The following is a 25,601-nucleotide window of genomic DNA, read 5'->3' on the forward strand; positions in this document are numbered from 1 at the left end:
TGTCCCTTCTGGTCGTCGGGTTCGGGGATGACGGCCTTGATCCCGCGCGCTCGCAGGTGAGCACGGATCGCCCGCGATGAGTAGGCCTTGTCGCCGCGGACAGCGTTCGGGCGGGTGCGTGGCCGGCCTCGCGTCCGGCCGACACGCAGCAGGTTCATCAATGGCAGGAACATCGGTGAGTCACCGGCCTGACCGGCCGTGAGCAGAGTGACCAGCGGCAGTCCGTTACCGTCGACGAGCTGGTGGATCTTCGTCGAGAGCCCACCGCGAGAGCGGCCGACCGCGTGATCAGGCGGCTCGATTCCTGGATTCGTGTAATTCGATCCAGCCCCCTGTGAGGCGCGTGGTGTTCGTCGCGTGCTGATGAGCGCGGGCGATGGTCGAGTCCACCGATAGTGACCAATCCACCAGTCCCGCAGCATCTGCGGCAGCGGTCAGCTTGGCATGCACCTGATCCCAGGTGCCCGTCTTCGCCATCCGGTGATGCCACGTCCACACCGTCTGCCACGGCCCGAAGGTCTCCGGCAGATCACGCCAGGCGATGCCGCATCGATACCGGTAGATGATCGCCTCGACCATCGTCCGCGCGTCCGAGAATGGGCGCCCCTGCCGACCGGTCCGCGCCGGCAGCATGCCCTCGATCAACGACCACTGAGCATCCGAGAGCACCTGAAACCGCGACATGAAATCAGCGTCTCAGGAACCGACCCCGATCATTGTCAGACACGCCCTAGTCGCGTGGCGGCCGGCACCCGTCGGCGAGCCCGCACCGGGGCACCTCTGGCGCTGGGAGCTCGCGCCGTTGGCGGACGGCGGCACCCGCGTCACGCACACCTACGACTGGACGCAACTGCACGACGAGCAGCGCCTGCCCCGCGCCCGGGCTACCACCGCGGACCGTCTGGCTGCGTCGCTCGACCGGCTCGCGACGCGCACCGAGAACGGGTGACCGATCCGGTTCTTCGTCGCACGCTGGGCATCGGCGACGCCGTCGTCGTCGGCCTGTCGGCGATGGTCGGGGCCGGTGTCTTCGTGGCCTTCGGGCCCGCCGCCGCCGCGGCAGGGGCCGCGCTGCCGGCCGGGCTCGCGGTCGCGGCCGCTCTCGCCTACTGCAATGCGAGCAGCTCCGCGCGGCTGGCCGCGCTGTATCCGCAGTCGGGCGGCACGTACGTCTACGGGCGGATGCGCCTCGGTCCGTTCTGGGGCCATCTCGCCGGCTGGAGCTTCGTGGTCGGCAAGTCCGCGTCCTGCGCCGCGATGGCCCTGACGGTGGGCCACTACGCCTGGCCCGAGCACGCGCACGCCGTCGCGGTCGGCGCGGTGGTCGCCCTGACCGCGGTCAACGTCGCCGGGGTGGAGCGGTCGGTGCGCGTCGCCCGCCTCGTCGTCGCCGGCGTGCTCGTGGTGCTCGTCACCTTCGCCGTCCTCGCACTCACCTCCCACGGTGCGGACCCGTCCCGCGTCGTCGACGGTGCCGACGGCGGCCCGTTCGGGGTGCTCCAGGCGGCCGGCCTGCTGTTCTTCGCGTTCGCGGGGTACGCCCGGATAGCCACGCTCGGCGAGGAGGTCCGGGACCCCGCGCGCACGCTGCCCCGGGCGATCTTCGTCGCGCTCGGTATCGCACTGGCGGTCTACGCACTGGTCGGCCTCGCGTCGGTCGCGGTCCTGGGGGTGGACGGGCTCGCGCGGTCCACCGCGCCGGTCGCCGACGCCGCCCGCGCGGCCGGGCTCCCCGTCGCCGTCGTCACGGTCACCGCCGCCGTCGCGGCCCTCGGATCGTTGCTCGCGCTCATCCTCGGCGTCTCCCGCACCACGCTCGCCATGGCGCGCGACGGGCACCTGCCCCGGGTGCTCGCGGCGGTCGACGAGAAGCGCAGGGTGCCGGTGCGCGCCGAGCTCGCCGTCGGAGCCGTCGTCGCGATCGCCGCAGCCACCGTCGATCTGCGTGCGGCGATCGGCTTCTCCTCTTTCGCCGTGCTCGTGTACTACGCCGTCGCGAACGCCTCCGCCTGGACGCTCGATCGCTCGGTCCGGGCCCGGATCGTGCCCGGTCTGGGGCTCGCCGGATGCCTGCTCGTAGCGCTGTCGTTGCCGGCGGGCTCGGTCGCGGGCGGCATCGTCGTGCTCGCGGCCGGCGCCCTGGCCTATTGCGCGACCCGGGCTAACACCCCGTCTGGTACAGCGCCTTGAGCCAGCCCGCGCTCTGGTACCCCCAGCCGAAAACCGTCTCGGCGGTGCCGCGGTGTTCGGGGAAGTCGGTCATCTGCAGGGCGGCGCCGTAGCAGCGCTCCAGGATGAACCGCGCGCGCTCGACGTGCGCCGTGGTGGTGACCACGATGATGTCGGTCCAGCCCCGGAGCTCGGCGAGCCGTTTGATCTCCTGCGCCTCCCCGCGGGTGGTCCACGGCTTGGGTAGGAAGCACATGACGTCGACGCCGGTGATCCGCCTGGCGCACAGGTCCTGCATGCGGGTGTCGGTCTCGCCGACCGAGTTGGACAGCACGACCTGCGATGCGAGGCCCTGCTCGGCGAGCCGGAGGCCGTACTCGAACCGGTCGTAGGGGTTGCCGCCGAGCACGACGATCGCGTCCGCGTGCTGGAGCGAGCGGTCCACCTGGGGCTGCACGTAGGCGCGTTCCACGGTGAGCCCGACGGTGACCAGCAGCACGAGCGCGACCACCGCCGCGAGGACGCGACGCGTGCGCCGCTGTCCGCTCACCGCTGCCTGCACCAGTCCAGTATCGCGGTTGCAACGACCCGTCGCACCTCGGGGTGGTGGCCGGGGTGGTCGCCGGTGGGGATCCGGACGGTACGGGCGGTACCGGCGGACCGTCGGCGCGCGAGCGCGGCCATGCCCTCCGGGCCGCGCTGATCGTCGAACCAGCCGGCGTCGGGGGGCGAGAGCACCAGAACCGTGTCCGTGCCCCCGTCGACCACGGGCCGCAACAGAACCTCCGGGACCTGGGTGACGCCCCGTCGGCCGAGGCAGCGCCAGCCCGGGTACGGGAGGCGACGGCGCAGCAGATGCTTGAGCCGCCCGCGCGCACTCTGCGTGAACGCGGGGTCCGACCGGGGCGTCCCGAGGTCCTGCCCGGGGTCCTCGGCGACGGCGGCCTTGAGCCGCCAGGAGTACAGCACGGAGTTGACCAGCACCGTCGCGTCGGCGCGGACGGCCCGCGCGGCGTGCGCCGCGAACCACGACCCCGAGCACAGTCCGGCCGTGAGCAGCGGCCCCGCGCAGCTGTGGGCCGCGGCCACCACATCGTCGATCCCGGACTCCGGGAACAGGGGCACGACCTCGCCGACGGTGACGGGGCCGGACTCGCCCGCGCCGCGCCGGTCGAACCGCACGGCCTCGCCGCCGAGCGCCCCGATCTCCCGGGCCAGCGCGACCCACGCGCGGTTCGGGCCGTGCCGGGTGTCGTTCGCGGTCGCGCACAGCACCACGGACCGCGCCGGCGCACCCTCGGCGGGCAGGGTCCGCACGGCGGTCGCGCCCCCGAGGTCCTCGAGGCGTTCCTCCACGCCGCCGAAGCGTGCCCGGGTGCGGATCACGGGGTCGACGGTGACCGGCGTCCGGTCCGGCAGGGCGTCCGACAGCCAGGCGGCGATGTCGGCGACCGCGGGGTCGGGGATCCGGACGAGGTGCGTCCCGGCCTCGAGGAAGTCCGGCATGCCGTCCACCGTGAGGTGGTCGGCGTCCGCGGCGCGGACCGGCTCGGCGCCGGGCCGGGCGGCGACGAGCGTGCGCGGCGCGGCGAGCGCGTCCGCGGACAGTCGCGAGAGCTCGGCGACCGCGTCGGCGTGCACGTCGAGGCCGATCCAGGTGCCGGGTCCGGCGCCGACCGCCATGCGCGCGAGCGCCGCGCGGGAGCGGGCGAAGGCCCGGCCCCCGATGGGGTCCCAGAGCACCGCGGCGGGAGGGGTCAGCCCGGCGGCGCCCGCGAGCGCGGACCCGGCGCGGACCGCGACGACCGCCGGGGCACCCGCGCCGAGCGCGCGCAGGTACGCATCGGCGGTACGCACGGAGTCGATCCACATCTGTACGGCGTCGGCCCGGCCTGCGTCCCCGGCGGAATCGCCGGTCCCGGCGTAGTCGAAACGCAGGACCGCGAAGCCGTCCTCGGCGAGCACGCCGGCCAGTCGTCGCAGCCCGCGCAGCGCGTCGTGCTGCTCCTTCGCGAGGGGCGGCACGATCAGCACCGCGCCGCGGACCGACCGGGACGCGGGCAGGTGCAGCGCACCGTAGAGCGGCGCCGTCTCGGCACCGAAGTAGGTGCGGATCTCAGTCGAGGGCATCGATGATCTCCCTCGCCCGGTGCTCGTAGGTGTGCCCGCCGCGGGTGATCGCCGCGTGCCCGGCGGCGGCGACCCGCGCGGCTGCCGCGGGGTCGGCCGCCACCCGCGCGACGATGTCGTCGATCTCCGCGGGGTCGTCGTACAGCAGCGCGTCCCGGCCGTCGGCCAGCAGTGCCGCGTGCTCGACGGTCCGCGGTCCCACGAACAGCCCGCCCGCTGCCGGCACCTCGAAGGTGCGGCAGGTGTGCGTGTCCCGGTTGTCGGAGTTGAGCAACACCAGGTTGGCGCCGATCGCCGCGATCGCCGCGGACAGGTCGGTGCCGTACTGCGGCCCGCGCACCGTCGCACGCGTCGAGCGCAGGCCGGGGCGGCGCCGCCAGCCGTTCCCGGCCAGGTAGAAGTCCTCACCCTGCGTGCGGGCGAGGCCGGTGAGCAGCTCCACGCGGTCCGGGCGGGCGTTGCCGACGAAGCCCGCGGCGTACCGTCGGGCCGTCCGGGGCGGGACCGGACGGTGCCAGGCCGGGTCGTACGCGCTGAGCACGTGGACCACCCGGCGTGCGCCGCGGGCGACGAGCTCTGGCACGTTGTGCGCCTTGGTCGTCACGATCGCGTCCCACCCGGGCTCGGCCGCGAGGTAGGCGGGCGTGGTGTTGACGGGATGGGACACGTCGTCGGCGCTGTAGTGCACGCGCCGCGCCGCGGGCAGCGCGAGCAGCCGCTCCTGGTCCAGGTGCACCGCGGTGTAGCAGAACAGCAGGTCGGGAGCGGGCCGGGACTCCAGCGCGCGGTGCACGGCGTCGACGGTGCCGGGCGCGCGCCGCCCGGTCCGCTTGGCGTACCACCAGGCGGGGGACAGGCGCTGCGGCAGGGTCACGGGCGTGGTGTCGACGACGTCCACGTCGTGCCCCGCCCGCCGGAAGCCGTTCGCGAGGGAGCGGGCGTTGCTGCCGTACCAGTCGTCGCCGGCGAAGAGGATCCTCATGCGCCGGCCGCCTCGAGCCGCCGGACCCGGAGCACCGAGAACCCCGCCGCCGCGGTCTGCGCCGCGACGACGCCGAGCACCACGGTGAGCGGGTCGTGCGTGCGCAGCGCCACGAGCAGGGCGACCGCGATCACGACGGCACCGACCGCGCCGACCAGCAGCACGCCCCGCGCGTCGTCGCGCACCGGCAGCACGGCCGTGGCCACGAAGGACGCGACGGCCAGGCCCGGCAGCGCCCACGCCTGGACCTGCAGGAGGGGGACGGCACCGTCGAACTCCGCTCCGAAGACGAAGGGCACCACCCACGGCGCGAGCACCGTCGCGGCGACCGCGAGGCCGACACCCCCGGCCGCGACCACGACGACCGTCCGCCGGGCGACCGCCCAGAACTCGCTCTCGGCGCGGCGCGCGAGGCGGGGGAGCAGGCTCATGCCCACCGCGTCCAGCAGCGACCCCGCGGCCTGCACGGGACGGTCGCTCGCGCTGAACAGGCCGAGTGAGTGGGGGCTCAGAGCGGGGGAGAAGACGGTCGCGGCGCTCGGCCCGTAGGTCGAGGAGAGCAGCCGGGCCGCGAGGACGGGCGCACCGGTGCGCAGCAGTGCCACCGGCGGCCGGGGCCGGGCGGGCCGCCCGTAGTCGCGGACGGTGCGCGCCCACGACCACGTCACCGCGACCGCGCCGCCGGCCAGGAGGCAGGCCATCGCGGTCTCCGGGGTCCGCACCTGCGGCAGGACCGTGACCAGCAGTACCAGGTAGACCACGCGTCCCGCGGTCTGCTGCAGCACGACGGCGCCGAAGCGCTGCGCGCCGATGAGCACCCAGTCCTCGCCGGACGCGCTCACCGATCCGACGACGAGCCCCAGTGCGGCCATCTCCACGCCCCGCGGCACCGGCAGCACGACGGTCAGCGCGAACAGCGCCGTGAACGTGCAGAGCGCGGCGCACCGCAGTCCCGCGTAGTCGCCGCGCAGCCGATCGAGGCCGGGGCGCCCGACGCGCGCCGCGGTGAACGCGGTGATGCCCAGGTCCGTGCACAGCGCGCCCAGGAAGTAGGTCGACATGGCGACGGCGAGCAGGCCCATGCCCGCCGGGCCGAGCACCCGCGCGCACAGCGGGATCGTCACCAGCGTGATGGCGTACTGGCCGTACCGGCCCGCCGAGACCAGCGCGACATCGCGCACGACGCCCGCGGATCCGCGGAGCCGGACCGGGGTCATCGCCCGTCCCGCGCCACCCGCGCCAGCAGGGAGTCCGCGATCGCCGCGGAGGTCTTCAGGTCCAGGTCGCGGCCGCGGTCCGCCGCCGCGGCGGCGAGTTGCTCGCGCAGCTCCCAGTCCTCGATGAGCGCGTCCAGCGCGACCGCCAGTAGATCGGGCCGGCGAGGCGGCACCAGCACACCGTTGCGTCCGTCGTCGATCAGCTCGGTGGGGCCGCCCGCACCCGCCGCGACGACGACTCGCCCCGCGGCCATCGCCTCGGCGACGACCTGCCCGAAGGGCTCGGTGAGCCGGGAGTAGTGCACCACGAGGTCGGCCGCGGCGGCCTCCGCGAGGGGGTCCGGCACGTGGCCGGTGAACTCGACCCGGTCGGTCAGTCCGAGGCGCCCGACGAGTTCCTCGAGCTCGGCGAGGTAGGCGTCGTCGCCGTCGAAGTGCGCGCCGCCGACGAACCGCACCCGCGGGGCGGATTCCATCTGCGCCAGGGCGCGCAGCACCAGGTCCTGCCCCTTCCAGGGCGTGATCCGCGCGATCATCGCGATCTTCACGTCCTTCGGCGGTCGCTGCGGAGCGGGCGCGGGGACCGTCGTCATGTCGACGCCCGGAGGGCACACCGCGGTCGGGCTGCCGCCGGTCGAGATCGTGGCGAGCGTGCCGCGGGAGTTCGCGAGGTACCCCGCGGCCGCGACCCGGCCCAGCACCCGGAGGGGGAACCGCTTGCCGCCGAAGTACTCCGCGCTCACCCGGTCGTGGACCTGCCAGACCAGAGGAATCCCGGCGCGTCGCGCGGCGACCGCCCCGACGAGCAGCGACCTGGTCGACTGCGCGACCAGCACGTCGGCGTCGTAGGCGCGCAGCAGCGGCGCGATCCGCCGGCCGTCGCGCAGCATCCCGACGGCGCTGCGGGCCACCCTGAGCGGCCCCGAGCCCCGGCGGACCTTCGCCGCCCGGCCCCGGACCACCGTCACCGGCACGCCGTCGGCCTCGAGGACGTCGGTGAGCGGACCCGCGGTGAGCAGCACCACGGAGGCGGGAACGCCGCGGCGCCGCAGCTCGCCCGCGAGCCGGGCGAACGCCAGCTCGGCCCCCGACGGTGCCGCGGTGTGGCCCAGGAAGACCGGGCGCTCCGCGCTCATGCGGCCACCGCCCGGTACAGGCTCGCGTGGCGCTCCGCGGCCGTGTCCCAGTCGAAGCGTTCCGCGTGCGCGCGACACGCGGCCACGGCCGGTCGGTCGCCGTCGAGTGCTGCGGCCAGACGGTGCGCGAGCGCCTCGGCATCGGCGGCGGGGACCACGAGACCGGGCTCGAGGCCGCGGACCGCGTCGGGTAGCCCGCCGACATCGGTGACCACGGGCGCGCGGCCGGCGGCGAGCGACTCGAGCGCCACCAGGCCGAAGCCCTCCCACGACCGCGAGGGCACGACGGTGACCGTCGCCGCGGCGTACCTGCGCGCGAGCTCGGCGTCGTCGATCGGACCCACGAAGGTCACCGTATCCGCAACGCCGAGCTCCGCTGCGCGTTCGGCGAGGTCCCCGCGCAGCGGACCGTCGCCGACCACGTCGAGCCGCGCCTCGGGATGGCGGTCGAGGACGCCGCGCCACGCGTCGAGCAGCACGTCGATGCCCATGCGGCGCTCGAGCCGGCGCACGCAGAGCACGCGGGGCGGACCGTCGGGCACGGGCGCCGCGGCGAACCGCTCGAGGTCGACCCCGGGTGGGATGACCGCGACGGTGCCGCGGTCGGCCGCGTAGCGCTCGACCAGGACATCGGCGAAGGCCTGCGAGAGCACCACGAAGCGGTCGCTGCCGCGGTACCGGGCGCGCTCGACCAGGGCCTTGAGCGCGACCGCGGCGCGACCCTCGCCGGCGGCGGCGCTCTCCTGCGCCCACGGTCCGTGGAAGTGTGTGACCAGCCGCGCACCGCGCGGTGCGGGGCCGAACAGCGCGAAGTGCCTGTCCAGGACGCGCGTGCCCGACGGTGCCGGATGCCGCGACGCCCGTACCCGCGCGAGCGTCGACCCGGCATCGGGTCCCCACGAGCCGCCGCCGGCCTCGGGCGCGCCGAAGGCGGCCGCCGAGACGTCGAGGTCCGTCCGGCGTCGCAGCGCGCCGAACAGGCCAGCGAAGTAGCGGGGGAGTCCGCCGGGCCCGGCGGACGGCCACTGCGCCCCGGTGAGGTGGACGGGCAGCCCGGTCACAGCTGCGCGTTCACGGCGTTCGGCCAGGACCGGCGGTCCAGGCCGTGCGCGGCGAGCAGCGCGAGGGCGATCCGTTCGATCCCGAAGCCCAGGCAGGCGCTGTGGGCGGGCGCGCCGTCCACGGTGGTGATGTCGAAGTGCACTCCGAAATGATCGCGGTGGTAGTTGCTCGAGGCGACGGCGACCCCCGGCATGTCGTCACCGTAGAGGGGGACGAGCAGTTCGGTCTTGAGGTTGTCCGCCGACTGGCTGGCCGCGAGCATGCGGCCACCGCGCCCGAAGAACGGGTCGGTCGCGGGCGCGCGCTGGACCCGCAGGTCCAACTCGGCGAGCAGATCGGCCGCGCGGGCGGCCCAGGTGTCGCGGTGGGCGACGGCGGCGCGGTCGGAGCCGACGCGCACGATCTCCCGCATCCGGAAGGCCTGCATGCGCGCCGGGTCGATCGAGGGCTCCCTGCGGTAGCAGTGGCCCGAGACGTCGATCCAGGCGCCGTCCCGCGGCAGCTCGCCGGTGAGGGTGGGGTACACGGAGTGGCAGGCCGACGGCACCAGTGCTACGTCGCTGGCGCGGAAGTGCCCACCCCAGTCGTGGCCGGCGGCGCGCCCGGCGAGGAGCAGGCGGTGCTCCGCGTCGCCTCCCGTGTACGTGGACACCGCGCCGGCGAGCTGCGGGAACGACGCGATGTAGTCGGTGCGGTCGAGGACCTCGCGCGGCATGACGGGCGGGAAGGACAGGACGGTGGCGGCGCCGCCGTGCACCTCGCGGACCGCGGCGGCGACGAGCGCGTCGATCGCGGAGGTCAGCTCCGTGAACTCGGCACCGTGGCCGTACACACCATCGACACCCGTGGGGATGAGGAGGCCCGCGTCGAAGAGGGACGCGCGGAATCCCTGCTGACGGCTGTACAGCTCAGTAAAGTCGACTACACGTGCTGTCGCGGCCCGGGTCATTCGGCCTCATCTCCGGCGGTGGAACTGTTGTCACTGCAACACGTTACCAGGCTAGGGTGTACGGCGGCGGCGCACATGTCGTGAACGCAAAGCGTGTGCGCACTCCGTGGGTCTGCGGGTGCGCCGCAGGTGAGGAGACCGCGTGGAAGAGTCGATCCGGGAGATCGTGGCCCGCCACGGCCGGTTGACCAGGGCGATCTCGGAAGTTGCGGGTGGTGACGATCTGTATTCGCTGGGGCTCACCTCCCACGCTGCGGTGAATGTCATGCTGGCGATCGAAGACCGATTCGCGATCGAGTTCCCAGATTCGGATATGAGCAAGAACACTTTCGGCACGATGGATTCGATCGTCGCGACGGTCCACCGGCTCGCCGGCTGACCGGCGATGACCCGCATCGCCGTCGTCCACGAACGCTGGACGGAACAGGGTGGCTCCGAGAACGTCGTGCGCGCGCTCGCCGAGGAATGGCCCGATGCCCGCGTCCACGTGGCCTTCGCCGACCCGCGCTCCGTCCCCCCGGAGCTGCGCGACCGGATCGCGGTCACCGGGCTCGACCGCGTGCACCGCGCCGTGGGACGTCGCGCGCACGCCCCGCTCATCCCGCTCGCCCCGGCGGCGTGGGGCCGGCACCCCGCCGATCCCGACGTCGACGCGGTCGTCATCAGCCACCACGCCGTCGGCGTCTCCGCGGCGCGCGCGTGGGCCGGCGTCCCCGTGATCGCCTACGTCCACTCGCCGGCCCGGTGGGCCTGGATGCCCGAGCAGCGTTCGGTGGAGTCCCACGGCCCCGTCGGGCGCCTGGCGTTGGCCGCGCTCGCGGCCCGGACCCGCGCCGTCGAGACCGCTGCGGTACCCCACCTGTCCGTGGTGGTCGCGAACTCGACGGCGGTCGCGCACCGGATCGAGCGGTGGTGGGGCGTGCCCGCGCGGGTGGTCGCGCCCCCCGTCGACGTCGATCGGTTCACGCCCGACGGTGCCGCACCCGGTGGCTACTTCCTGGTCGCGGGCAGGCTCGTGCCCGCGCGCCGCGTCGACCTCGCGATCCGGGCCGCACAGCGTGCGGGCGTGCGGCTTGTCGTGGCCGGCGAGGGGCGGCACGACGCGGCCCTGCGCGAGCTCGCCGGGCCGGAGACCACCTTCCTCGGGCGGGTCTCCGACACCGAGATGGTGCACCTGCAGCGCGACGCGATCGCGACGATCATGCCCGCCGAGGAGGACTTCGGCATCGTGCCGGTGGAGGCCATGGCGTCGGGGACGCCCGTCATCGCCCGCGCGGCGGGCGGGGCGCTCGACACCGTCGTACCGGGCACCTCCGGGGTCCTCGTACCCGACGGTGTCGACGAGGACTTCGTGGCCGCCCTCGCGGGGGCGATCCGGGACTTCCGCCGCGGCGACTTCGACCCGGCGCTGCTGCGTGCCCACGCGGAGCTCTACTCGGCGCCGATGTTCCGGCTGCGGATGCGCGAGGTCGTGGACGGCGTGGCCGGATGAACCGCGTCGGGCTGGATCTCGCGGCCGTCGCCGACGTCGAGGACTCGCTCGCGACCTTCGGCACCCGCTTCACGGACCGCGTCTTCACCCCGGCCGAGGTCGCCGACTGCGCCGGTGATCCGCGGCGGCTCGCGGCGCGCTGGGCGGCCAAGGAGGCGGTGGTCAAGGCCCTGCGACTCGGCCCTGACGACGCGGCGCCGCCCCGCGAGGTCGAGGTGATCGCCGGCTCGCACGGCCCCGAGGTGCGCCTGCACGGCGGCCTCGCGGAGCACGCGCGGCGAGCGGGCTGGCGCCGGATCGAGGTGTCGCTGACGCACACCGACTGCCACGCCGCCGCGGTGGTGCTCGCCGAAGTGGAGGCGCCGCCGTCCGGGGAGGTCTAGCCGCCGCCCCGGCCGAACAGCACGGTGCCCACGGACATGAGCACGATCTTGGCGTCGAGCCACAGGCTCCAGTTCTCGATGTAGTAGTTGTCGTAGGACGCGCGGTCCTTGATGTCCGTGTCGCCGCGCAGCCCGTGGATCGCGGCCCATCCGGTCAGGCCCACCTTGACCCGGTGCCGGGACTGGTACGCGGGGATCTCCTGGCCGAACCGGTTGGCGAAGTGCGGCCGCTCCGGGCGCGGGCCCACCACCGACATGTCGCCGCGCACCACGTTCCACAGCTGCGGCAGCTCGTCGATCGAGTGCCGGCGCAGGAACCGGCCGAGTCGGGTGATGCGGAGCGACTCGTCGGTCCAGTCGCGGTCCGACTCCTCGTCCGGCACGGGGCGCATCGTGCGGAACTTGTACAGCGAGAACAGCCGTCCGTCCTGCCCGACGCGTGTCTGCCGGAACAGGATGGGCGCGTTCGGCTCCTGGATCTTGATCGCCAGCGCGACGGCCGCGAGCAGCGGCGAGAAAAGCACGAGCCCCAGGAGCGAGGTGGCCAGGGAGGTGACGCGCTTGATCCGCCAGTGGCTGGTGCGCAGGGCGAGCCGGCGCACCAGGACGAGCGGCGTGGTGTGGATCCGGTCCATGTCCCGGTCCTGGTGCACGAACTCGTAGAGCCGCGGCACGACGTAGATCTCGCAGTCCAGGTGGTCGCACTCGCGCAGCGGTTCGACCAGCGTCGAGTCGCGGTCGCGGGAGAAGGCCACGATGACGGTGTCGATCTCGCGTTCGCGGATCAGCGCCGCGAGATCGGAGCGGCGCGGGATCACCTCGACGGGGAACACGGTGGCGTCCAGCGGGTCGTCGTCCATCACGAGCACGGGCCGCAGCCCGTAGACCGGGTATTCGAACATCGAGTTCACCAGCTCGCCGGCGACCTTGCCGCCGCCGATCACGAGCGTGCGCGAACCGCATTCGGGGCGGCGCTCGCGGTAGCGGCGCACGGTCCAGTAGTAGACGACCCGCACGCCGAACAGCGCCAGCCAGCACAGCGCCGCGTGGAGGAACCGGGCGTGGTCGTCGTTCCACAGTGAGATCACGGCGAACGGCCACAGCAACAGCCCCGCGATGATGAGTTGCGGCGCACCGTCGAGCGCGCTCAGGGTGATCCGGGACCGGTAGAGCCCGAACAGGTACAGCACGGCGACCGTGATCGCGGCCGCCAGCAGGATCCGGACGGGAGGCGGGGCCGGTACGCCCCGGATCAGGTCGTTGGCCACCACGAAGGCCACGACGATGACGAAGTCGAGGATCGCGAGCACCCACGTGTGCCGACGCGTGCGGCGGCCGCTGCCCGCGGGGACTCCGATCGTGGTCATGCGCTGCTCGGATCCCTCCCGGTGTCGGTCCGTCGATCGCATACTAGGTCACACCGGTTTCCGGAATACAACGTCAGCAGTACGACGCCCGGCGCGGGTAAGGTATCCGGGTGCTTCCGCTCCCGTCCCAGCTCGCGATGCTGCGTCTGGAGGCGCAGAACCCGGGGTCGGAGGCACTCCGCATCGAGGCGGCCTGGCGCACGTCGCAGCGGGTCGACGAGCACGCGTTGGTGCGCGCCGCCGCGGGCACCCTGGACGAGACGGAGGTCGCCGGCCTCGGGATGATCCACGACGGCGACGGCGCTGTCGGCCTCGTCCCCGCCGAGCGCGCCGCGATCGACGTCCGCGCCTTCGACACCGAGCACGAGTACCGGGCCTGGCGCGAGCTCCCGGCCCCGATGTCCGACGGTGCCGCGCTCGTACGGATCGCCGTCGCGCGCGTCGGCGCGGAGTACGTGTTCGTGATCCGCGCGCACCACGCGCTGCTCGACGGCTACGGGCTCGAGCTGCTCGCCCGGCGCGTCGTGGAACGGTATCCGCGCGAGGCCGCGGGCCTCCCGTTGCCGCACGCCGGGCTCGGGAGCCTCGCCGCCCTCGCCGCGCAGGTCGCCTCGCCCCTCGTCCCGGACCTCGCGTTCTGGTCGGGCGCCACGGAGGGGGTCGGGCAGCCGGGCCGCGAGATCGCGTTCACCCCGCGCTCCGCGCCGCCGGCGGCGCGACCGCTGCTGCACCGCGAGAGCATCCGGATTCCGGGCCTGCACGAGCGCGCGGCGTGGCCGAGCGAGGCCGTGGGCACCGTCGGCGCGTACACCGCGCGGTACCTCGGCACGACCGACGCGCGGATCGGCGTGGTGTCGGCGCTGCGCCGCACGCCCGCGCAGCGATCGACGCCCGTGCAGTGGATGGCGGTGGTGCCGCTCCGACTCGAGGTGTTGCCCGACTCGACACCCGCCGGCCTGGGCGGGCGGGTGACCCGGTGGCTGGCGGCCGCGGGGGAGCGGGTCGCGGCCGGGGAGCGCCCTGAGGAACTGCTCACGGCGTTGCCGGCGGCGTGGCGCACCGGCCGCCTGTACGGCCCGGCGGTCAACGTCCTGCCCTACGTGCGTCATGAGGGATGGACCGTCGACGTGGGGGCGTGGGGCCCGGTGGAGGACTGCCTGTTCAACATCTGGCCGGGCCCGGACGACGAGGTCGTGGTCGAGGGGGCCTTCCACCCGGATCTGTACACGGCGGAGCGGGCCCGGGGCCACGTCGAGGCGTTGACCGCGCTGCTGACCGTGTCCCTGGCGTCGCCCTTCCATCCGTTCGCGGTGATCCCGAAGAAGCCGATCGCCGCCGACCGGATCGCCGTCCCGGGCGGGTGGATCTCGCCCGCCGAGCTGCAGGGCGCTCTTGCAGATGCCGGCTTCACACCCGACGAGACGGAACTCCTGACGACGGAGCCGGTCACCGTCGTGCTCCGGGGGGTGGCGCCGCACCGGCTCCTCGCGGCGCGGGCGGTGCTGCCGCCGGGCGTGCGCCTGCGCGTCCGCTGAGTTTGCCGGAACGGCACGACGACTTGCCGGATGTTGCCGCGGTGCGCCACGCTGGACCCATGGCACACCACGGACACGGACACGAGCACGCCCACCACCCCGACTGGTCGGCCCTCGCGGCCGAGATCGAGGCCGAGGGCCTGACCCTGGCGCCGTACGTGCTCCAGGCTCTCGACGTGATCGGCGAGCGTGTCGCCGCGCCGCGCACGATCCTCGACGTCGGCGCGGGGCCGGGCGTGTTCACCGCGGTCCTGGCCGCGCGGTTCCCGTCGGCCCGCGTGATCGCCGTCGACGGTGCCGACCCCCTGCTCGAGCGCGCCCGGGCCCGCGGGGTGGAGCAGGGCACGCCGGTCGACGTGCTCCGCGCGGACCTGCCGGGCGGGTTCGTCGAGCTGCCCGCCGCGGACCTGATCTGGACGGCGCAGACGATGCACCACCTCGGGGATCAGCACGCGGCCGTGGCCGCGCTCGCCGGGCGGCTCGAACCCGGCGGCGTGCTCGCGGTCGCCGAGGGCGGCCTGCCCTCGCGGTTCCTGCCCCGCGACATCGGGCTCGGCCGGCCCGGTCTCGCCGACCGACTGGATGCGCTGCAGGCGGTGGGGTTCGGCGAGATGCGGGCCGCGCTGGACGGCACCGTCGACGTGCCGGAGGACTGGCCCGCGATCCTGCGCGCAGCGGGCCTGCGCGATGTCCGGGCGTACACCTTCCTGGTGGACCTCCCGGCCCCGCTGGACGAGGACGCCCGGCGCGGCGTCGCGCACATGCTCGGTCGTTATCTACGGATGGCGGACCGGCTCGACCCCGACGACGCGGCGGTCCTGCGCCGGCTCATCGATCCGGAGGACCCGATGAGCGTGCAGCGCCGCCCCGATGCGTTCGTGCTGGCGGCACGAACGGTGTACATCGGGACGGCGCCGTGAGCGGGTCTTCCGGGGATGGAACGACCTAGGAGACGGTGGCCTTGCCGTCGGCGAAGGTGATCGTCCCGTGCTGGAAGGTCTGCTTGATCGTCGACCCCTCGGCGGTCTCATCGCTCGTCGGGTAGCCGAGCTTGCCGGCCTCGTGGCCCGCCTCGCCCCACTTCGTGCCGATCACGCCGTGGACGACGTGCGCGCCGGTCGCCTCCGACCAGTAGATGGTCCCGCCCTTGAGGGTGAGGAACTTGCCCTTGTGGTCGGGCAGCGCGGCGACGGGGCCGAGCGGGGCGCCGAGATGTCCCTTGTCGTAGCCGTACTTGGCGTACTCCGCGAGGATCGGGGCGTCGGTGATGGTGACCTCGGCGCCGCCCGCTGACCGCAGCGTCGTCGACGGTACCGCCGGCTTCGCCTCGGGGCCCCCGTGGCCCGCGCCCGCGGCATTGCTCGCCGCGGCACCGGCGGCGGACGTCGCCTGTCCGGCGGCGTTCCCTGCGGCCGAGGTGGCGGCGGCTGCGGCGCTGCCCGCGGCGGAGGTGGCGGAGTCCGCCGCGTCCTTCGCCTTGTCGCAGGCGGCGAGACCGGCGGTGAGGACGGTGGCGGCGGCTATTGCACCGATCGTCCGAGTGATCCGAGCGTTCATGTCAGTGTCCCTTCGACAGGGTGAATTCGAACGCTCGGTATGTAACCACACTATCGACGTCTTTTCAGCGTGGACGCACCGTTTGGATCTGATCGACCGTTCCGACCGGTCCCTGGATGTCGTGAATGACCGAATGCGTCAGACCTGCACCGTCGGGTCCGGTCGACACGCGCGTGTCGAAGCCGAGTGCGTCGCCCACGGGGTCGCGGAAGAGGTGCGCAGTGAGATCCAGGTTGGGATAGGCCACCTCGCCCGGTGCGAAACGAGCCGTCATGCCGTTCGCGATGTCGAAGAATCTGGCCGCGCGGGCCACCGGACCGGAGGGCTCGTCGAGGAGCGCGACGGGCGAGTCGACCCAGTACGCGGCGCGACCCGGGCGGGTCTGGACGCGTCGGGCTCGGGCGGAGGCGATGTAGCCCCCGGGCCAGACGGTGCTCGGGTCCCATGCGGGCATCTCCGCGGCGGGCGGGATCGCGTCGAACTCGGTGCCGGACACCGCGGCGGTGTCGCGGTGGTCGAGCAGCCAGGCGCGCAGTACGAGGGCCGCGCGCCCGCCGTGGTGCAGTGTCGCCTCGACGAGTTCGATGGTCCGGCCCGGGCGGACGGTCCGTACCTCGACCTCGACTGTGTCCATCGGCAACGTCCCGAGGATGTCGTAGCTCAGGCGCGCGAGACGCAGACCGTCGTCGCGGCGGGCGTCGCGATCCTGCTCGACGACGTGGGCGAGGAGCGCCATCGGCGGTGCGATGTGTTGCTCGGCGGTGTTCCAGCCGCCGGAGACGTGCTCGGTGGGGCGGAACGCGGTGGCGGAGACCCGGTCGAAGTACGGCATGGGGTGAGCGTACGCGGCCGACCGGCGGATATCTCCACAAGGGTTAATTCTGACTAACTGAAATGGACGGCTCCAACGCACGCGCCCCGCACACCCGGGGGTGTGCGGGGCGCGGCGGCCGGGGCGAGTGAAGAGGATCAGGCCTTCACGTCGAACCGGTCGGCGTTGGCGACCTTCGTCCACGCCGCGACGAAGTCCTGCACGAACTTCTCCTTGGCGTCGTCGGCCGCGTAGACCTCGGCGAGCGCGCGCAGGATCGAGTTCGAGCCGAACACCAGGTCGGCGCGGGTCGCGGTCCACTTCTTCTCGCCGGTCGCGCGGTCGGTGCCCACGTAGGTCGAATCGTCGTCGCCCGCGGGCGCCCACTTCGTCGACATGTCGAGGAGGTTGGCGAACCAGTCGTTGCTCAGGGTGCCGGGACGGTCGGTGAACACACCGGCCTCGGAACCGCCGAAGTTGTTGCCCAGCACGCGGAGACCGCCGATGAGCACCGTCATCTCCGGCGCGGTGAGGCCGAGCAGGTTGGCCTTCTCCACGAGCAGGTACTCCGAGGGCATCGGGGCGCCCTTGGCGACGTAGTTGCGGAAGGCGTCGAACTTCGGCTCGAGCACCGAGAAGGACTCGACGTCGGTCTCCTCCTGGGTCGCGTCGCCGCGGCCCGAGGTGAACGGGATCGCGACCTCGACGCCGGCGGCCTTCGCCGCCTGCGCGACACCGGCGTTGCCCGCGAGCACGACGACATCGGCGAACGAGACCGTCTTGCCGGACTCGGCGCTCCACGCCTGCGCCACGCCCTCGAGGGTGCGGACGACCTGCGCGAGCTCGTCGGGCTCGTTGACCTCCCAGCCGGCCTGCGGCTGCAGGCGCAGGCGACCGCCGTTGGCGCCGCCGCGCTTGTCCGAGCGGCGGAACGAGGAGAACGCCGCCCAGGCGGTCTTGACCAGCTGTGCGGTGGTCAGGCCGGTGGCCAGGATCTGCTCGGTGATCGCGGCGGCCTCGGCGTCGTCGAGGACGGTGCCGGCCGGGATCGGGTCCTGCCACAGCTGCTCGGTCTTCGGGACCAGCGGGCCGACGTAGCGCGACGACGGGCCCATGTCGCGGTGGAGGAGCTTGAACCACGCCTTGGCGAAGGCGTCGGCCAGCTGCTGCGGGTTGTCGAGCCAGCGCTTGGTGATCTCCCCGTAGATCGGGTCGAACCGCAGCGACAGGTCGGTGGTGAGCATCGACGGGTGGGTCTTGCCGGTGCCGAAGGCCTCCGGGACCGAGTTCGCCCAGCCGCCGTCCTTCGGCCGCCACTGGTTGGCGCCGGCGGGGCTCTGGAAGAGCTCCCACTCGTTGCTGTAGAGGATCTCGAGGAAGCTGTTGTCCCACTTGGTGGGGGTGTGCGTCCAGATGACCTCGATACCGCTGGTCACGGCGTCGATGCCGACGCCGGTGCCGTTGCCGCCCTTCCAGCCCAGACCCTGCTGCTCCATCGGGGAGGCCTCCGGCTCGGGGCCGTTCTCGACGGGGCCCGCGCCGTGGGTCTTGCCGAAGGTGTGGCCGCCGACGATCAGCGCCGCGGTCTCCTCGTCGTTCATCGCCATGCGGCCGAAGGTCTCGCGGATGTCGTCCGCGGCGGCGATGTAGTCCGGAACGCCCTCGGGGCCCTCAGGATTGACGTAGATCAGGCCCATGTGGGTGGCGCCGAGGGGCTGCTCCAGGTCGCGCTTGCCGGAGAAGCGGCCGTCGGAGCCGAGCCAGGTGTGCTCGGGACCCCAGTAGACGTCCTCGGGCTCGTAGACGTCCGCGCGGCCGAAGGCGAAACCGGCGGTGGTGAAGCCCATGTCCTCGAGGGCGACGTTGCCAGCGAACAGGATCAGGTCGGCCCAGGACAGCTTGCGGCCGTACTTCTGCTTGACGGGCCACAGCAGGCGGCGCGCCTTGTCCAGGCTGACGTTGTCGGGCCAGCTGTTGAGCGGCGCGAAGCGCTGCAGGCCGGCGCCGCCGCCGCCACGGCCGTCCGTGGTGCGGTAGGTGCCGGCGGAATGCCACGACATGCGGATGAACAGCGGGCCGTAGTGACCGAAGTCGGCGGGCCACCAATCCTGCGAGTCGCGCATGAGGGCGATGAGGTCGGCGCGGACGGCGTCCACGTCGAGCGTCGCCACCTCGGCGGCGTAGTCGAAGTCGGCGCCCAGGGGGTCGCCCTCGGCGGGGTTGTTGGCGAGCACCTTGAGATCGATCTCGTCGGGCCACCAGTCGCGGTTGCCGCCGCCGGCCACCGGCGGGCGCAGCGAACCGTGGGCGACGGGGCAGCCGCCGCTGGTCTGCTCTTGGGGGGAAGTGGTCTGATCCTCGGACACGGCGTTCCTCTCAGTACGGAAGATGTGTTCGGCTGTAACAGCGTTGCGGCCCGTGCTGACGGGGCCGCGCATCACCCACCATACGTGCGCTCGCCCACGGAATCCAGCTTTTCTGGAATTATTCAAGATATTCCTGAAAGGCCAGGTGGACGGTCCTATTGCACTGTTAGGCGGCCCCTATGGAGCGTCGGTCCCACGCCGCGCGAACGCGCGCGCGATCGCGTCCAACAGGACCGTGTAGCGCCCCGCCTCGGGGTGCGATCCGGGCTTGCCGCTGGAGACCACGGCCGCCGCCAGGTCCCGTTCCGGATCCGCCCACATCGCGATCTCCGTGAGCCCCGTGTGTCCGAAGGCGCGGGGCGCGTCGCGCCCGAAGGGGCCGAACCGCTCGGAACCGAGCATGTAGCCGGTGCCCCAGCGCAGCGGCGCGCCGCCGGTGGCGAAATCGGGGCGCAGCCGCCGAGCCTGGACCGTCGCAGCGGCGAGGGTCTCCGGGCGGAGCACGCGGACACCGTCGAGCTCCCCGCCGCGCCGGAGGATCTCGGCGAACCGGGACAGCTCGGCGGCGTTCGAGACGAGATTGGACGAGGGCACGATCCCGGTGAGGAAGGGTGCCGAGTTCGACATCGGCACGATCTGCTGCATGGTCCCGCCCACCACCTTGCGGAAGGCGGCCTCGATCGCGGCGGGGGCCGGTGCGCCCGTCGCGTAGCTCAGCCCGACGGTGCCGACGTCCTCCGGCGCGACGCCGAAGTTGGTCCAGCGGAAGCCCAGCGGGTCGAGGATCTCGGTCGCGGCGATCTCCCGGATCGTGCGGCCGGTGGCGGCGAGGACCAGCTCGCGGACGAGCGGACCCCAGGTCAGTGCGTGGTAGAAGTGCAGCCTGCCGGGGGAGTAGACGGGCTTGATGTTAGCCAGCATCTCGCGCGTGTAGGCGCTGTCCTCGGACCGCCGGAGATCCGGCCGCGGCCCGGTGTTGATCGGGATGCCCGCGCTGTGGGTCAGCACGTGCCGCACCGTGATCCGGTCCTTGCCGTCGGAGACGAACTCGGGCATGTAGTCGCAGACGTGCGCGTCGAGCGCGAGGTCGCCCCGCTCGATCAGTCGGTGCAGCACCGTGACCGCCACGCCCTTCGCGGTCGAGTACGTGCAGAAGGGCGTGTCGACGGTGACCGGAACCGGCTCGGTCGCCTCGTCCCGGTTCGACGGGAGATCGGGGCCGTTGCCGCGAGCGTGTCCGATGGCCCGGTTCAGGACGATGCGGCCGTGCTGCCGGACGCACACCTGGATCGCGGGCTGCATCCCGGCGGCGTACCACGAGCGCGCTGCGAGCCACACCCGCTCGACGGCCCGCGGATCGACGTCGCCGTGGTCCTCGGGTCCGATGTCGGTGATCGGATCCAGGTCGCGCGGCACGCGGATGCGCCCCTTCGCGGATGCGTCGACGGTGCGGCTGCTCACGGCACGAGCTTACGGATAGATTTGCGCGGTGACCCGTGCCAGCACCGTCCTCAAGCTCGTCTACGCCGCGCTCGCCACCGTCGACACGACCCTCTCGGCGTCGTCGGAGCCGTCCCGCCACCACGCCCGGCGGTTCACCAAGCCGCTGCTCCTGCCCACGCTGGCCGCGTCCTTCGCCGCCGACCCCCGCTCGCGGCGCTCGCCGTTGCGCGCCACCACGCTCGCCGGGCAGGCCGCGGGATGGGTGGGCGACGTGGCGCTGCTGCGCGACGAGCCGAAGGACTTCGCGCTCGGCGCGACCGCCTTCGCCACCGGCCACGCCGCATACATCAGCGGGCTGCTCGCCCAGCGGGATCCGGACGCCTCGCTCGCGAAGCCGGCCGCGGTCGGCGCGGCCTGGGCGGTGGGCGCGCCGCGCACGCTGCTCGCCGCGTACCGCACCGCACCCGCGCTCGCGCCGGTGCTGGCGGTGTACTCGGCGATCCTCAGCGGCACGGCCGCCTCGGCGGCGGTGCTCGGCCCGCAGATTCCGGCGGGCGCGCGTCGCGCGACCCTCGCCGGCGCGGGCCTGTTCCTCGTCAGCGATTCGATCCTGGGGCTCCGGAAGTTCGTGCTCGCCGATCCGCCGGCGTGGCTCGAGGGCGCGGTCATGGCCACGTACTGCGGCGCGCAGTTCCTCCTCGCGGAGGGCGCGGCCCGCGCCGGGGCGCCGGCGGCTCCGTGACGGGCCGGGCTTGACCCTCACACCGTGTCAGGCGACAGAGTGGTTCCCGTGACCGACACCCCGGACCTCATGCCGATCGGCAGGTTCTCCTCGCTGAGCCGGATCAGCGTGCGCATGCTGCGCCACTACGACACCCACGGTGTCCTGGTGCCCGCGGCGGTGGACGCCGCGACCGGCTACCGCAGTTACGACGGAGGGCAGCTGGCCGATGCCGCCGCCATCCGCAGGCTGCGGGACGTGGGCTTCGGCGTGTCCGCCATCGGTGCCGTGCTCGCCGTCCGCGGAACCCCGGCGTACGACGAGGCCCTGCGTGCGCAGCGCCTCGAACTCGCCGCGGCCGCGGAGCAGGCGGCGGCCCGCCTGACCCTCATCGACACACTGCTCCAGGAGCCCACCATGACCGAGATCGTTTCCGAGATCACCCTGCCCGCACGGACGCTCGTCTTCCTCCGCGGCACCGTCCCCGATTACGCCGGAGAGGGCCTGCTCTGGCAGCGCTTCCTGCCCGCGCTGCAGCAGCAGGGCATCACCGCGGGCGAGACCGGCGGGTGCATCGAGCACGACGACGAGTTCCGCGAGTCCGACGTGGACGAGTCGGTCTTCCTCGAGGTGCCCGACGGCACCGTCGTCGCGCCGCCGCTCGGCGTGCTCGTGACGGGCCCCCGCCGGGCCGTCGCCGCCACCGTCGACGGGCCCTACCCGGTGGCCATCGGCCGGGCGCACGAGCTGATCGGCGCGTACATCGCCGAGCACGCTCTGGTGCTCTCCCGCACGCCCGAGGATCCCGCGACGCACCACTTCAACGTCTACCTCAACGATCCCTCGACGGTGCCCGAGGCGGAACTGCGGACGCAGGTGGTCGTGCCGGTGCGGTAGATCAGTGCGCCGCGGGGGCGCCGCGGAGCCGCTGGACCAGGTGCACGACGGCCACGACCACGGCGCCCACCGCGAGCCCGAACACCGCCGATGCGAGGGTGTTCGCGAGCCAGCCGATCACACCGCCGACGGCGGCGATCAGGTCTCGCGCCCACACCTCGAAGTGATGCACCACCGAATACGGCCAGTGCCACCCGAGGTCGTCGAGGCCCACGAGCAGGATGTGCCCGCCCACCCAGCACATCGCGATCACGCCGACCGTCGAGAGGGTGCTCAGCACCACCGGCATGGCCTTGACCAACTGCCGGCCGAGGGCGCTCACGGCGGGCGAGGACCGCTGCGCGAGGGCCAGGCCCACATCGTCCATCTTCACGATGGCCGCGACCACGCCGTACACCAGCGCGGTGATCGCGAGCGCGACCACGACCAGCACCACCGCCTGCTCCCAGAGCACGACGCCGGCGATCTCGTTGTAGGCGATCACCATGATCTCTGCGGAGAGGATGAAGTCGGTGCGGATCGCGCCGCTCACCACGGTGCTCTCGTCCACCGGCCCGTCGGAGCCCGACGGTGCCTCCTCGTGCCCGGAGACCCACTCCCAGACCTTCTCGGCGCCCTCGAAGCAGAGGTAGGCCCCGCCGAGCATGAGGATCGGGGTGAGCAGCCACGGGGCGAACGCGCTGAGCAGCAGGATCGCGGGCAGGATGAAGATCAGCTTGTTACGGATCGAGCCCTTGGCGATCCGGGCGATGATGCCGAGTTCGCGTTCGGGGCGCACGCCCTGCACGTACCGCGGGGTGACGGCGGTGTCGTCGACGACGACGCCGACGGCCTTCGCGCTCGCCTTGCCGGCGGCAGCGGCGACGTCGTCGACGGACGCCGCGGCCATCCGCGCGAGGGCGGCGATGTCGTCGAGAAGTGCTGCGAGTCCTCCGGCCATGGCGACAGCGTAGCCGCGCGGACGTCCCGCGTTTGCCGGAGTGCCGCCGCACAGCCGCCGGTGTGGGGGAGGATACTGGGTGAGCCGTTACATGGAGACGTCCGAGCCCTTCACACACGGGGCGGAAGACCAAGACATTCGGGAGAAGCAAACACACATGAGTGCGCAGCAGCAGACCATCATCTACACGCTGACCGACGAGGCCCCCCTGCTGGCCACCGCGTCGTTCCTGCCGATCATCCGGGCCTTCGCGGGCCCCGCCGGCATCGACGTGCAGACCAGCGACATCTCGGTCGCGGCTCGCATTCTGGCGACCTTCCCGGAGCGCCTCACCGATGCGCAGAAGGTGCCGGACAATCTGGCGGCGCTGGGTGAGCTGACGCTCGACCCGGCGGCGAACATCATCAAGCTGCCCAACATCAGCGCCTCCGTCCCGCAGCTGCTGGCCGCCATCTCGGAGTTGCAGGACAAGGGCTACGACATCCCGGACCTCCCCTCCGAGCCGAAGACCGACGAGGAGCGCGACATCGCCACGCGCTACTCCACGATCCTCGGCAGCGCCGTGAACCCGGTCCTGCGCCAGGGCAACTCGGATCGCCGTGCTCCGCGCGCCGTCAAGGAGTACGCCCGCAAGAACCCGCACAGCATGGGCGAGTGGTCGATGGCCTCGCGCAGCCACGTCGCGCACATGAAGCACGGCGACTTCTACCACGGCGAGAAGTCCACCACGCTCGACCGCGAGCGCGATCTGCGGATGGAGCTCGTCACCACCGACGGCCAGACCCACGTCCTCAAGAAGAGCGTGCAGCTCGGCGCGGGCGACGTCATGGACTCGATGTTCATGAGCAAGCAGGCGCTGCTGGAGTTCTACGAGGAGCAGATGCAGGACGCCTACGAGACCGGCGTGATGTTCTCGCTGCACGTCAAGGCCACCATGATGAAGGTCTCGCACCCCATCGTGTTCGGTCACGCCGTCAAGGTCTTCTACAAGGACGCGTTCGCCAAGCACCAGGCGCTGTTCGACGAGCTGGGCGTCAACGTCAACAACGGCCTCGGCGACCTGTACGACAAGATCGCCACGCTGCCCGCCAGCAAGCACGAGGAGATCGTCAAGGATCTGCACGCGTGCCACGAGCACCGTCCGGAGCTGGCGATGGTCGACTCCGCGCGCGGCATCTCCAACTTCCACTCGCCGTCCGATGTCATCGTCGACGCGTCGATGCCGGCCATGATCCGCGCCGGCGGCAAGATGTACGGCGCCGACGGCCGCACCAAGGACACCAAGGCCGTGATGCCGGAGTCCACCTTCGCGCGGATCTACCAGGAGATCATCAACTTCTGTAAGACCAACGGCGCGTTCGATCCTCGCACCATGGGCACTGTTCCCAATGTCGGCCTGATGGCGCAGAAGGCCGAGGAGTACGGCTCGCACGACAAGACCTTCGAGGTGCCGGCCGCCGGTACCGCGAACATCGTGGACAACGCGACCGGCGAGGTGCTGCTCACGCAGCAGGTCGAGGCGGGCGACATCTGGCGCATGTGCACCGTCAAGGACGCGCCCATCCGCGACTGGATCAAGTTGGCGGTCAACCGTGCCCGCAACTCCGGGACGCCCGTCCTGTTCTGGCTGGACCCGTACCGCCCGCACGAGAACGAGCTGATCAAGGCCGTCAAGGCGGAGCTGAAGAACTACGACACCGAGGGTCTGGACATCCAGATCATGTCGCAGGTGCGCGCCATGCGCTACACCCTCGAGCGGGCGTCGCGCGGCCTCGACACGATCGCCGCGACCGGCAACATCCTCCGCGACTACCTCACCGACCTGTTCCCGATCCTCGAGCTCGGCACGTCGGCGAAGATGCTCTCGATCGTCCCGCTCATGGCGGGCGGCGGCATGTACGAGACGGGTGCCGGCGGCAGCGCGCCGAAGCACGTCAAGCAGCTCGTCGAGGAGAACCACCTGCGGTGGGACTCGCTCGGCGAGTTCCTCGCGCTCGCAGTGAGCTTCGAGGACATGGGCATCAAGAACGACAACGGCGCGGCCAAGATCCTCGCCACCACGCTGGACGCCGCCACCGGCAAGCTGCTCGAGAACAACAAGGCCCCGTCCCGCAGCACGGGCGAGCTGGACAACCGCGGCAGCCAGTTCTACCTGGCGCTGTACTGGGCGCAGGAGCTGGCCGCGCAGTCCGAGGATCCGGCGCTGGCGGCCACCTTCGCGCCGCTGGCCGAGAAGCTCGCCGCCGACGAGTCGGCGATCGTCGAGGAACTGCGCGCGGTCCAGGGGGAGTCGGCCGACATCGGCGGCTACTACCTGCCGGACCCCGAGAAGATGTCGACGGTGATGCGGCCGAGCGCCACCTTCAACGCGGATCTGGCCTCGCTGGACGCCTGACGGACCTCCCGCTGACGGGCATCGTCGACCACGGTCGACGGTGCCCGTT

General features: G+C 72.7%; 24 protein-coding genes and 1 pseudogene. 10 read left to right on the forward strand and 15 right to left on the reverse strand.

All coding sequences use genetic code 11. The features are described from left to right. A partial coding sequence (locus AXK61_RS26020; RefSeq protein WP_414929972.1) for a transposase occupies window positions 1-404 on the reverse strand: 404 nt, incomplete at its 3' end. Next, window positions 289-684 (reverse strand): IS5 family transposase, encoded by a 396-nt coding sequence (locus tag AXK61_RS25595; protein WP_068743160.1) that lies wholly within the window; start codon window positions 682-684, stop codon window positions 289-291. The genes AXK61_RS25595 and AXK61_RS26020, both read right to left, overlap by 116 nt. A 49-nt stretch (window positions 685-733) precedes the next feature. Here AXK61_RS25595 and AXK61_RS00015 point away from each other — a divergent pair. Further along, window positions 734-949: pseudogene (locus tag AXK61_RS00015) on the forward strand (SRPBCC family protein); the annotation flags it as partial. After that, window positions 946-2,190: an APC family permease gene (locus AXK61_RS00020; RefSeq protein ID WP_068569759.1), complete on the forward strand. Its 1,245-nt coding sequence runs from the start codon at window positions 946-948 to the stop codon at window positions 2,188-2,190. The pseudogene AXK61_RS00015 and the gene AXK61_RS00020, both read left to right, overlap by 4 nt. On the opposite strand, the gene AXK61_RS00025 is transcribed toward AXK61_RS00020, so the two are convergent. Genes AXK61_RS00025 through AXK61_RS00055 form a run of 7 tightly spaced genes read right to left on the reverse strand, consistent with a single transcriptional unit; the run spans window position 2,162 to window position 9,645 of the window. Next, a complete protein-coding gene (locus AXK61_RS00025; protein WP_068569758.1) occupies window positions 2,162-2,731 on the reverse strand; it encodes a YdcF family protein in 570 nt (189 codons plus the stop codon). The genes AXK61_RS00020 and AXK61_RS00025 overlap by 29 nt on opposite strands. Then, the gene (locus tag AXK61_RS00030) at window positions 2,716-4,299 is read right to left on the reverse strand and encodes an alpha/beta hydrolase family protein (protein ID WP_068743162.1); all 1,584 of its coding nucleotides are present in this window, start codon (window positions 4,297-4,299) and stop codon (window positions 2,716-2,718) included. The genes AXK61_RS00025 and AXK61_RS00030 overlap by 16 nt, the downstream gene beginning before the upstream one ends. Continuing rightward, window positions 4,286-5,281, reverse strand: coding sequence for a CgeB family protein (locus tag AXK61_RS00035; RefSeq protein WP_068743164.1), 996 nt, complete (start codon window positions 5,279-5,281; stop codon window positions 4,286-4,288). Before AXK61_RS00035 ends, AXK61_RS00030 begins: the two co-directional genes overlap by 14 nt. Then, the gene (locus AXK61_RS00040) at window positions 5,278-6,498 is read right to left on the reverse strand and encodes a lipopolysaccharide biosynthesis protein (RefSeq protein ID WP_231855326.1); all 1,221 of its coding nucleotides are present in this window, start codon (window positions 6,496-6,498) and stop codon (window positions 5,278-5,280) included. Before AXK61_RS00040 ends, AXK61_RS00035 begins: the two co-directional genes overlap by 4 nt. Then, window positions 6,495-7,634, reverse strand: a complete 1,140-nt coding sequence (locus AXK61_RS00045) for a glycosyltransferase family 4 protein (RefSeq protein ID WP_068743165.1) — start codon at window positions 7,632-7,634, stop codon at window positions 6,495-6,497. Before AXK61_RS00045 ends, AXK61_RS00040 begins: the two co-directional genes overlap by 4 nt. Further along, complete coding sequence (locus AXK61_RS00050; RefSeq protein WP_231855328.1) at window positions 7,631-8,695, reverse strand: glycosyltransferase family 4 protein; 1,065 nt, start codon at window positions 8,693-8,695, stop codon at window positions 7,631-7,633. The genes AXK61_RS00045 and AXK61_RS00050 overlap by 4 nt, the downstream gene beginning before the upstream one ends. After that, the gene (locus AXK61_RS00055) at window positions 8,692-9,645 is read right to left on the reverse strand and encodes an amino acid--[acyl-carrier-protein] ligase (RefSeq protein WP_068743168.1); all 954 of its coding nucleotides are present in this window, start codon (window positions 9,643-9,645) and stop codon (window positions 8,692-8,694) included. Before AXK61_RS00055 ends, AXK61_RS00050 begins: the two co-directional genes overlap by 4 nt. Window positions 9,646-9,787: 142 nt before the next feature. Here AXK61_RS00055 and AXK61_RS00060 point away from each other — a divergent pair, with 142 nt between their 5' ends. The 3 genes from AXK61_RS00060 to AXK61_RS00070 are packed head-to-tail and all read left to right on the forward strand — an operon-like array spanning window position 9,788 to window position 11,520. Continuing rightward, window positions 9,788-10,024 (forward strand): acyl carrier protein, encoded by a 237-nt coding sequence (locus AXK61_RS00060; RefSeq protein WP_068569753.1) that lies wholly within the window; start codon window positions 9,788-9,790, stop codon window positions 10,022-10,024. Window positions 10,025-10,030: 6 nt separating this feature from the next. Then, the gene (locus tag AXK61_RS00065) at window positions 10,031-11,137 is read left to right on the forward strand and encodes a glycosyltransferase (protein ID WP_068743169.1); all 1,107 of its coding nucleotides are present in this window, start codon (window positions 10,031-10,033) and stop codon (window positions 11,135-11,137) included. Beyond that, the gene (locus AXK61_RS00070; protein WP_068569751.1) at window positions 11,134-11,520 is read left to right on the forward strand and encodes a holo-ACP synthase; all 387 of its coding nucleotides are present in this window, start codon (window positions 11,134-11,136) and stop codon (window positions 11,518-11,520) included. Before AXK61_RS00065 ends, AXK61_RS00070 begins: the two co-directional genes overlap by 4 nt. On the opposite strand, the gene AXK61_RS00075 is transcribed toward AXK61_RS00070, so the two are convergent. Beyond that, complete coding sequence (locus tag AXK61_RS00075) at window positions 11,517-12,887, reverse strand: sugar transferase (protein ID WP_068569750.1); 1,371 nt, start codon at window positions 12,885-12,887, stop codon at window positions 11,517-11,519. The genes AXK61_RS00070 and AXK61_RS00075 overlap by 4 nt on opposite strands. A 110-nt stretch (window positions 12,888-12,997) precedes the next feature. Here AXK61_RS00075 and AXK61_RS00080 point away from each other — a divergent pair, with 110 nt between their 5' ends. Further along, window positions 12,998-14,422, forward strand: coding sequence for a condensation domain-containing protein (locus tag AXK61_RS00080; RefSeq protein WP_068743171.1), 1,425 nt, complete (start codon window positions 12,998-13,000; stop codon window positions 14,420-14,422). 59 nt (window positions 14,423-14,481) lie between these two features. Then, a complete protein-coding gene (locus AXK61_RS00085) occupies window positions 14,482-15,342 on the forward strand; it encodes a class I SAM-dependent methyltransferase (protein WP_068743173.1) in 861 nt (286 codons plus the stop codon). 25 nt (window positions 15,343-15,367) lie between these two features. Here AXK61_RS00085 and AXK61_RS00090 read toward each other — a convergent pair whose 3' ends face one another. From AXK61_RS00090 to AXK61_RS00105, 4 genes are all read right to left on the reverse strand, one after another. Further along, window positions 15,368-15,979, reverse strand: coding sequence for an LGFP repeat-containing protein (locus tag AXK61_RS00090; protein WP_068569747.1), 612 nt, complete (start codon window positions 15,977-15,979; stop codon window positions 15,368-15,370). A 64-nt stretch (window positions 15,980-16,043) separates the two neighbouring features. After that, on the reverse strand, window positions 16,044-16,811 hold the full coding sequence (locus AXK61_RS00095; RefSeq protein ID WP_068743175.1) for a thioesterase family protein: 768 nt from the start codon (window positions 16,809-16,811) through the stop codon (window positions 16,044-16,046). Window positions 16,812-16,948: 137 nt separating this feature from the next. Further along, on the reverse strand, window positions 16,949-19,228 hold the full coding sequence (katG, locus tag AXK61_RS00100; RefSeq protein ID WP_082789154.1) for a catalase/peroxidase HPI: 2,280 nt from the start codon (window positions 19,226-19,228) through the stop codon (window positions 16,949-16,951). Window positions 19,229-19,333: 105 nt separating this feature from the next. After that, a complete protein-coding gene (locus AXK61_RS00105; protein WP_068743179.1) occupies window positions 19,334-20,617 on the reverse strand; it encodes a serine hydrolase in 1,284 nt (427 codons plus the stop codon). Between the two features lie 28 nt (window positions 20,618-20,645). Here AXK61_RS00105 and AXK61_RS00110 point away from each other — a divergent pair, with 28 nt between their 5' ends. Next, window positions 20,646-21,341, forward strand: a complete 696-nt coding sequence (locus AXK61_RS00110) for a lysoplasmalogenase (RefSeq protein WP_068743181.1) — start codon at window positions 20,646-20,648, stop codon at window positions 21,339-21,341. Window positions 21,342-21,389: 48 nt separating this feature from the next. Further along, the gene (locus tag AXK61_RS00115; protein ID WP_068569951.1) at window positions 21,390-22,217 is read left to right on the forward strand and encodes a MerR family transcriptional regulator; all 828 of its coding nucleotides are present in this window, start codon (window positions 21,390-21,392) and stop codon (window positions 22,215-22,217) included. 1 nt (window position 22,218) lies between these two features. Here the strand turns inward: AXK61_RS00115 and AXK61_RS00120 are convergent, their stop codons facing one another. Then, window positions 22,219-23,157, reverse strand: coding sequence for a DUF808 domain-containing protein (locus AXK61_RS00120; RefSeq protein ID WP_068569742.1), 939 nt, complete (start codon window positions 23,155-23,157; stop codon window positions 22,219-22,221). A 157-nt stretch (window positions 23,158-23,314) separates the two neighbouring features. Between AXK61_RS00120 and AXK61_RS00125 the strand changes: the two genes are divergently transcribed. Then, a complete protein-coding gene (locus AXK61_RS00125; protein ID WP_068743183.1) occupies window positions 23,315-25,552 on the forward strand; it encodes an NADP-dependent isocitrate dehydrogenase in 2,238 nt (745 codons plus the stop codon). The last annotated feature ends 49 nt before the right edge of the window (window positions 25,553-25,601 follow it).

This window comes from Tsukamurella pseudospumae (assembly GCF_001575205.1).
Taxonomy (GTDB): Bacteria; Actinomycetota; Actinomycetes; order Mycobacteriales; family Mycobacteriaceae; genus Tsukamurella; species Tsukamurella pseudospumae.

What these genes read in the sequence shown, in the direction of transcription:
- AXK61_RS00070 (WP_068569751.1), top strand. Translation starts at nt 11,134, where the DNA reads ATGAACCGCGTCGGGCTGGATCTCGCGGCCGTCGCCGACGTCGAGGAC.
- AXK61_RS00085 (WP_068743173.1), top strand. Translation starts at nt 14,482, where the DNA reads ATGGCACACCACGGACACGGACACGAGCACGCCCACCACCCCGACTGG.
- katG (WP_082789154.1), bottom strand. Translation starts at nt 19,228, where the DNA reads ATGCGCGGCCCCGTCAGCACGGGCCGCAACGCTGTTACAGCCGAACAC.
- AXK61_RS00120 (WP_068569742.1), bottom strand. Translation starts at nt 23,157, where the DNA reads ATGGCCGGAGGACTCGCAGCACTTCTCGACGACATCGCCGCCCTCGCG.
- AXK61_RS00095 (WP_068743175.1), bottom strand. Translation starts at nt 16,811, where the DNA reads ATGCCGTACTTCGACCGGGTCTCCGCCACCGCGTTCCGCCCCACCGAG.
- AXK61_RS00045 (WP_068743165.1), bottom strand. Translation starts at nt 7,634, where the DNA reads ATGAGCGCGGAGCGCCCGGTCTTCCTGGGCCACACCGCGGCACCGTCG.
- AXK61_RS00055 (WP_068743168.1), bottom strand. Translation starts at nt 9,645, where the DNA reads ATGACCCGGGCCGCGACAGCACGTGTAGTCGACTTTACTGAGCTGTAC.
- AXK61_RS00030 (WP_068743162.1), bottom strand. Translation starts at nt 4,299, where the DNA reads ATGCCCTCGACTGAGATCCGCACCTACTTCGGTGCCGAGACGGCGCCG.
- AXK61_RS00075 (WP_068569750.1), bottom strand. Translation starts at nt 12,887, where the DNA reads ATGACCACGATCGGAGTCCCCGCGGGCAGCGGCCGCCGCACGCGTCGG.
- AXK61_RS00090 (WP_068569747.1), bottom strand. Translation starts at nt 15,979, where the DNA reads ATGAACGCTCGGATCACTCGGACGATCGGTGCAATAGCCGCCGCCACC.
- AXK61_RS00040 (WP_231855326.1), bottom strand. Translation starts at nt 6,498, where the DNA reads ATGACCCCGGTCCGGCTCCGCGGATCCGCGGGCGTCGTGCGCGATGTC.
- AXK61_RS00065 (WP_068743169.1), top strand. Translation starts at nt 10,031, where the DNA reads ATGACCCGCATCGCCGTCGTCCACGAACGCTGGACGGAACAGGGTGGC.
- AXK61_RS25595 (WP_068743160.1), bottom strand. Translation starts at nt 684, where the DNA reads ATGTCGCGGTTTCAGGTGCTCTCGGATGCTCAGTGGTCGTTGATCGAG.
- AXK61_RS00035 (WP_068743164.1), bottom strand. Translation starts at nt 5,281, where the DNA reads ATGAGGATCCTCTTCGCCGGCGACGACTGGTACGGCAGCAACGCCCGC.
- AXK61_RS00125 (WP_068743183.1), top strand. Translation starts at nt 23,315, where the DNA reads ATGAGTGCGCAGCAGCAGACCATCATCTACACGCTGACCGACGAGGCC.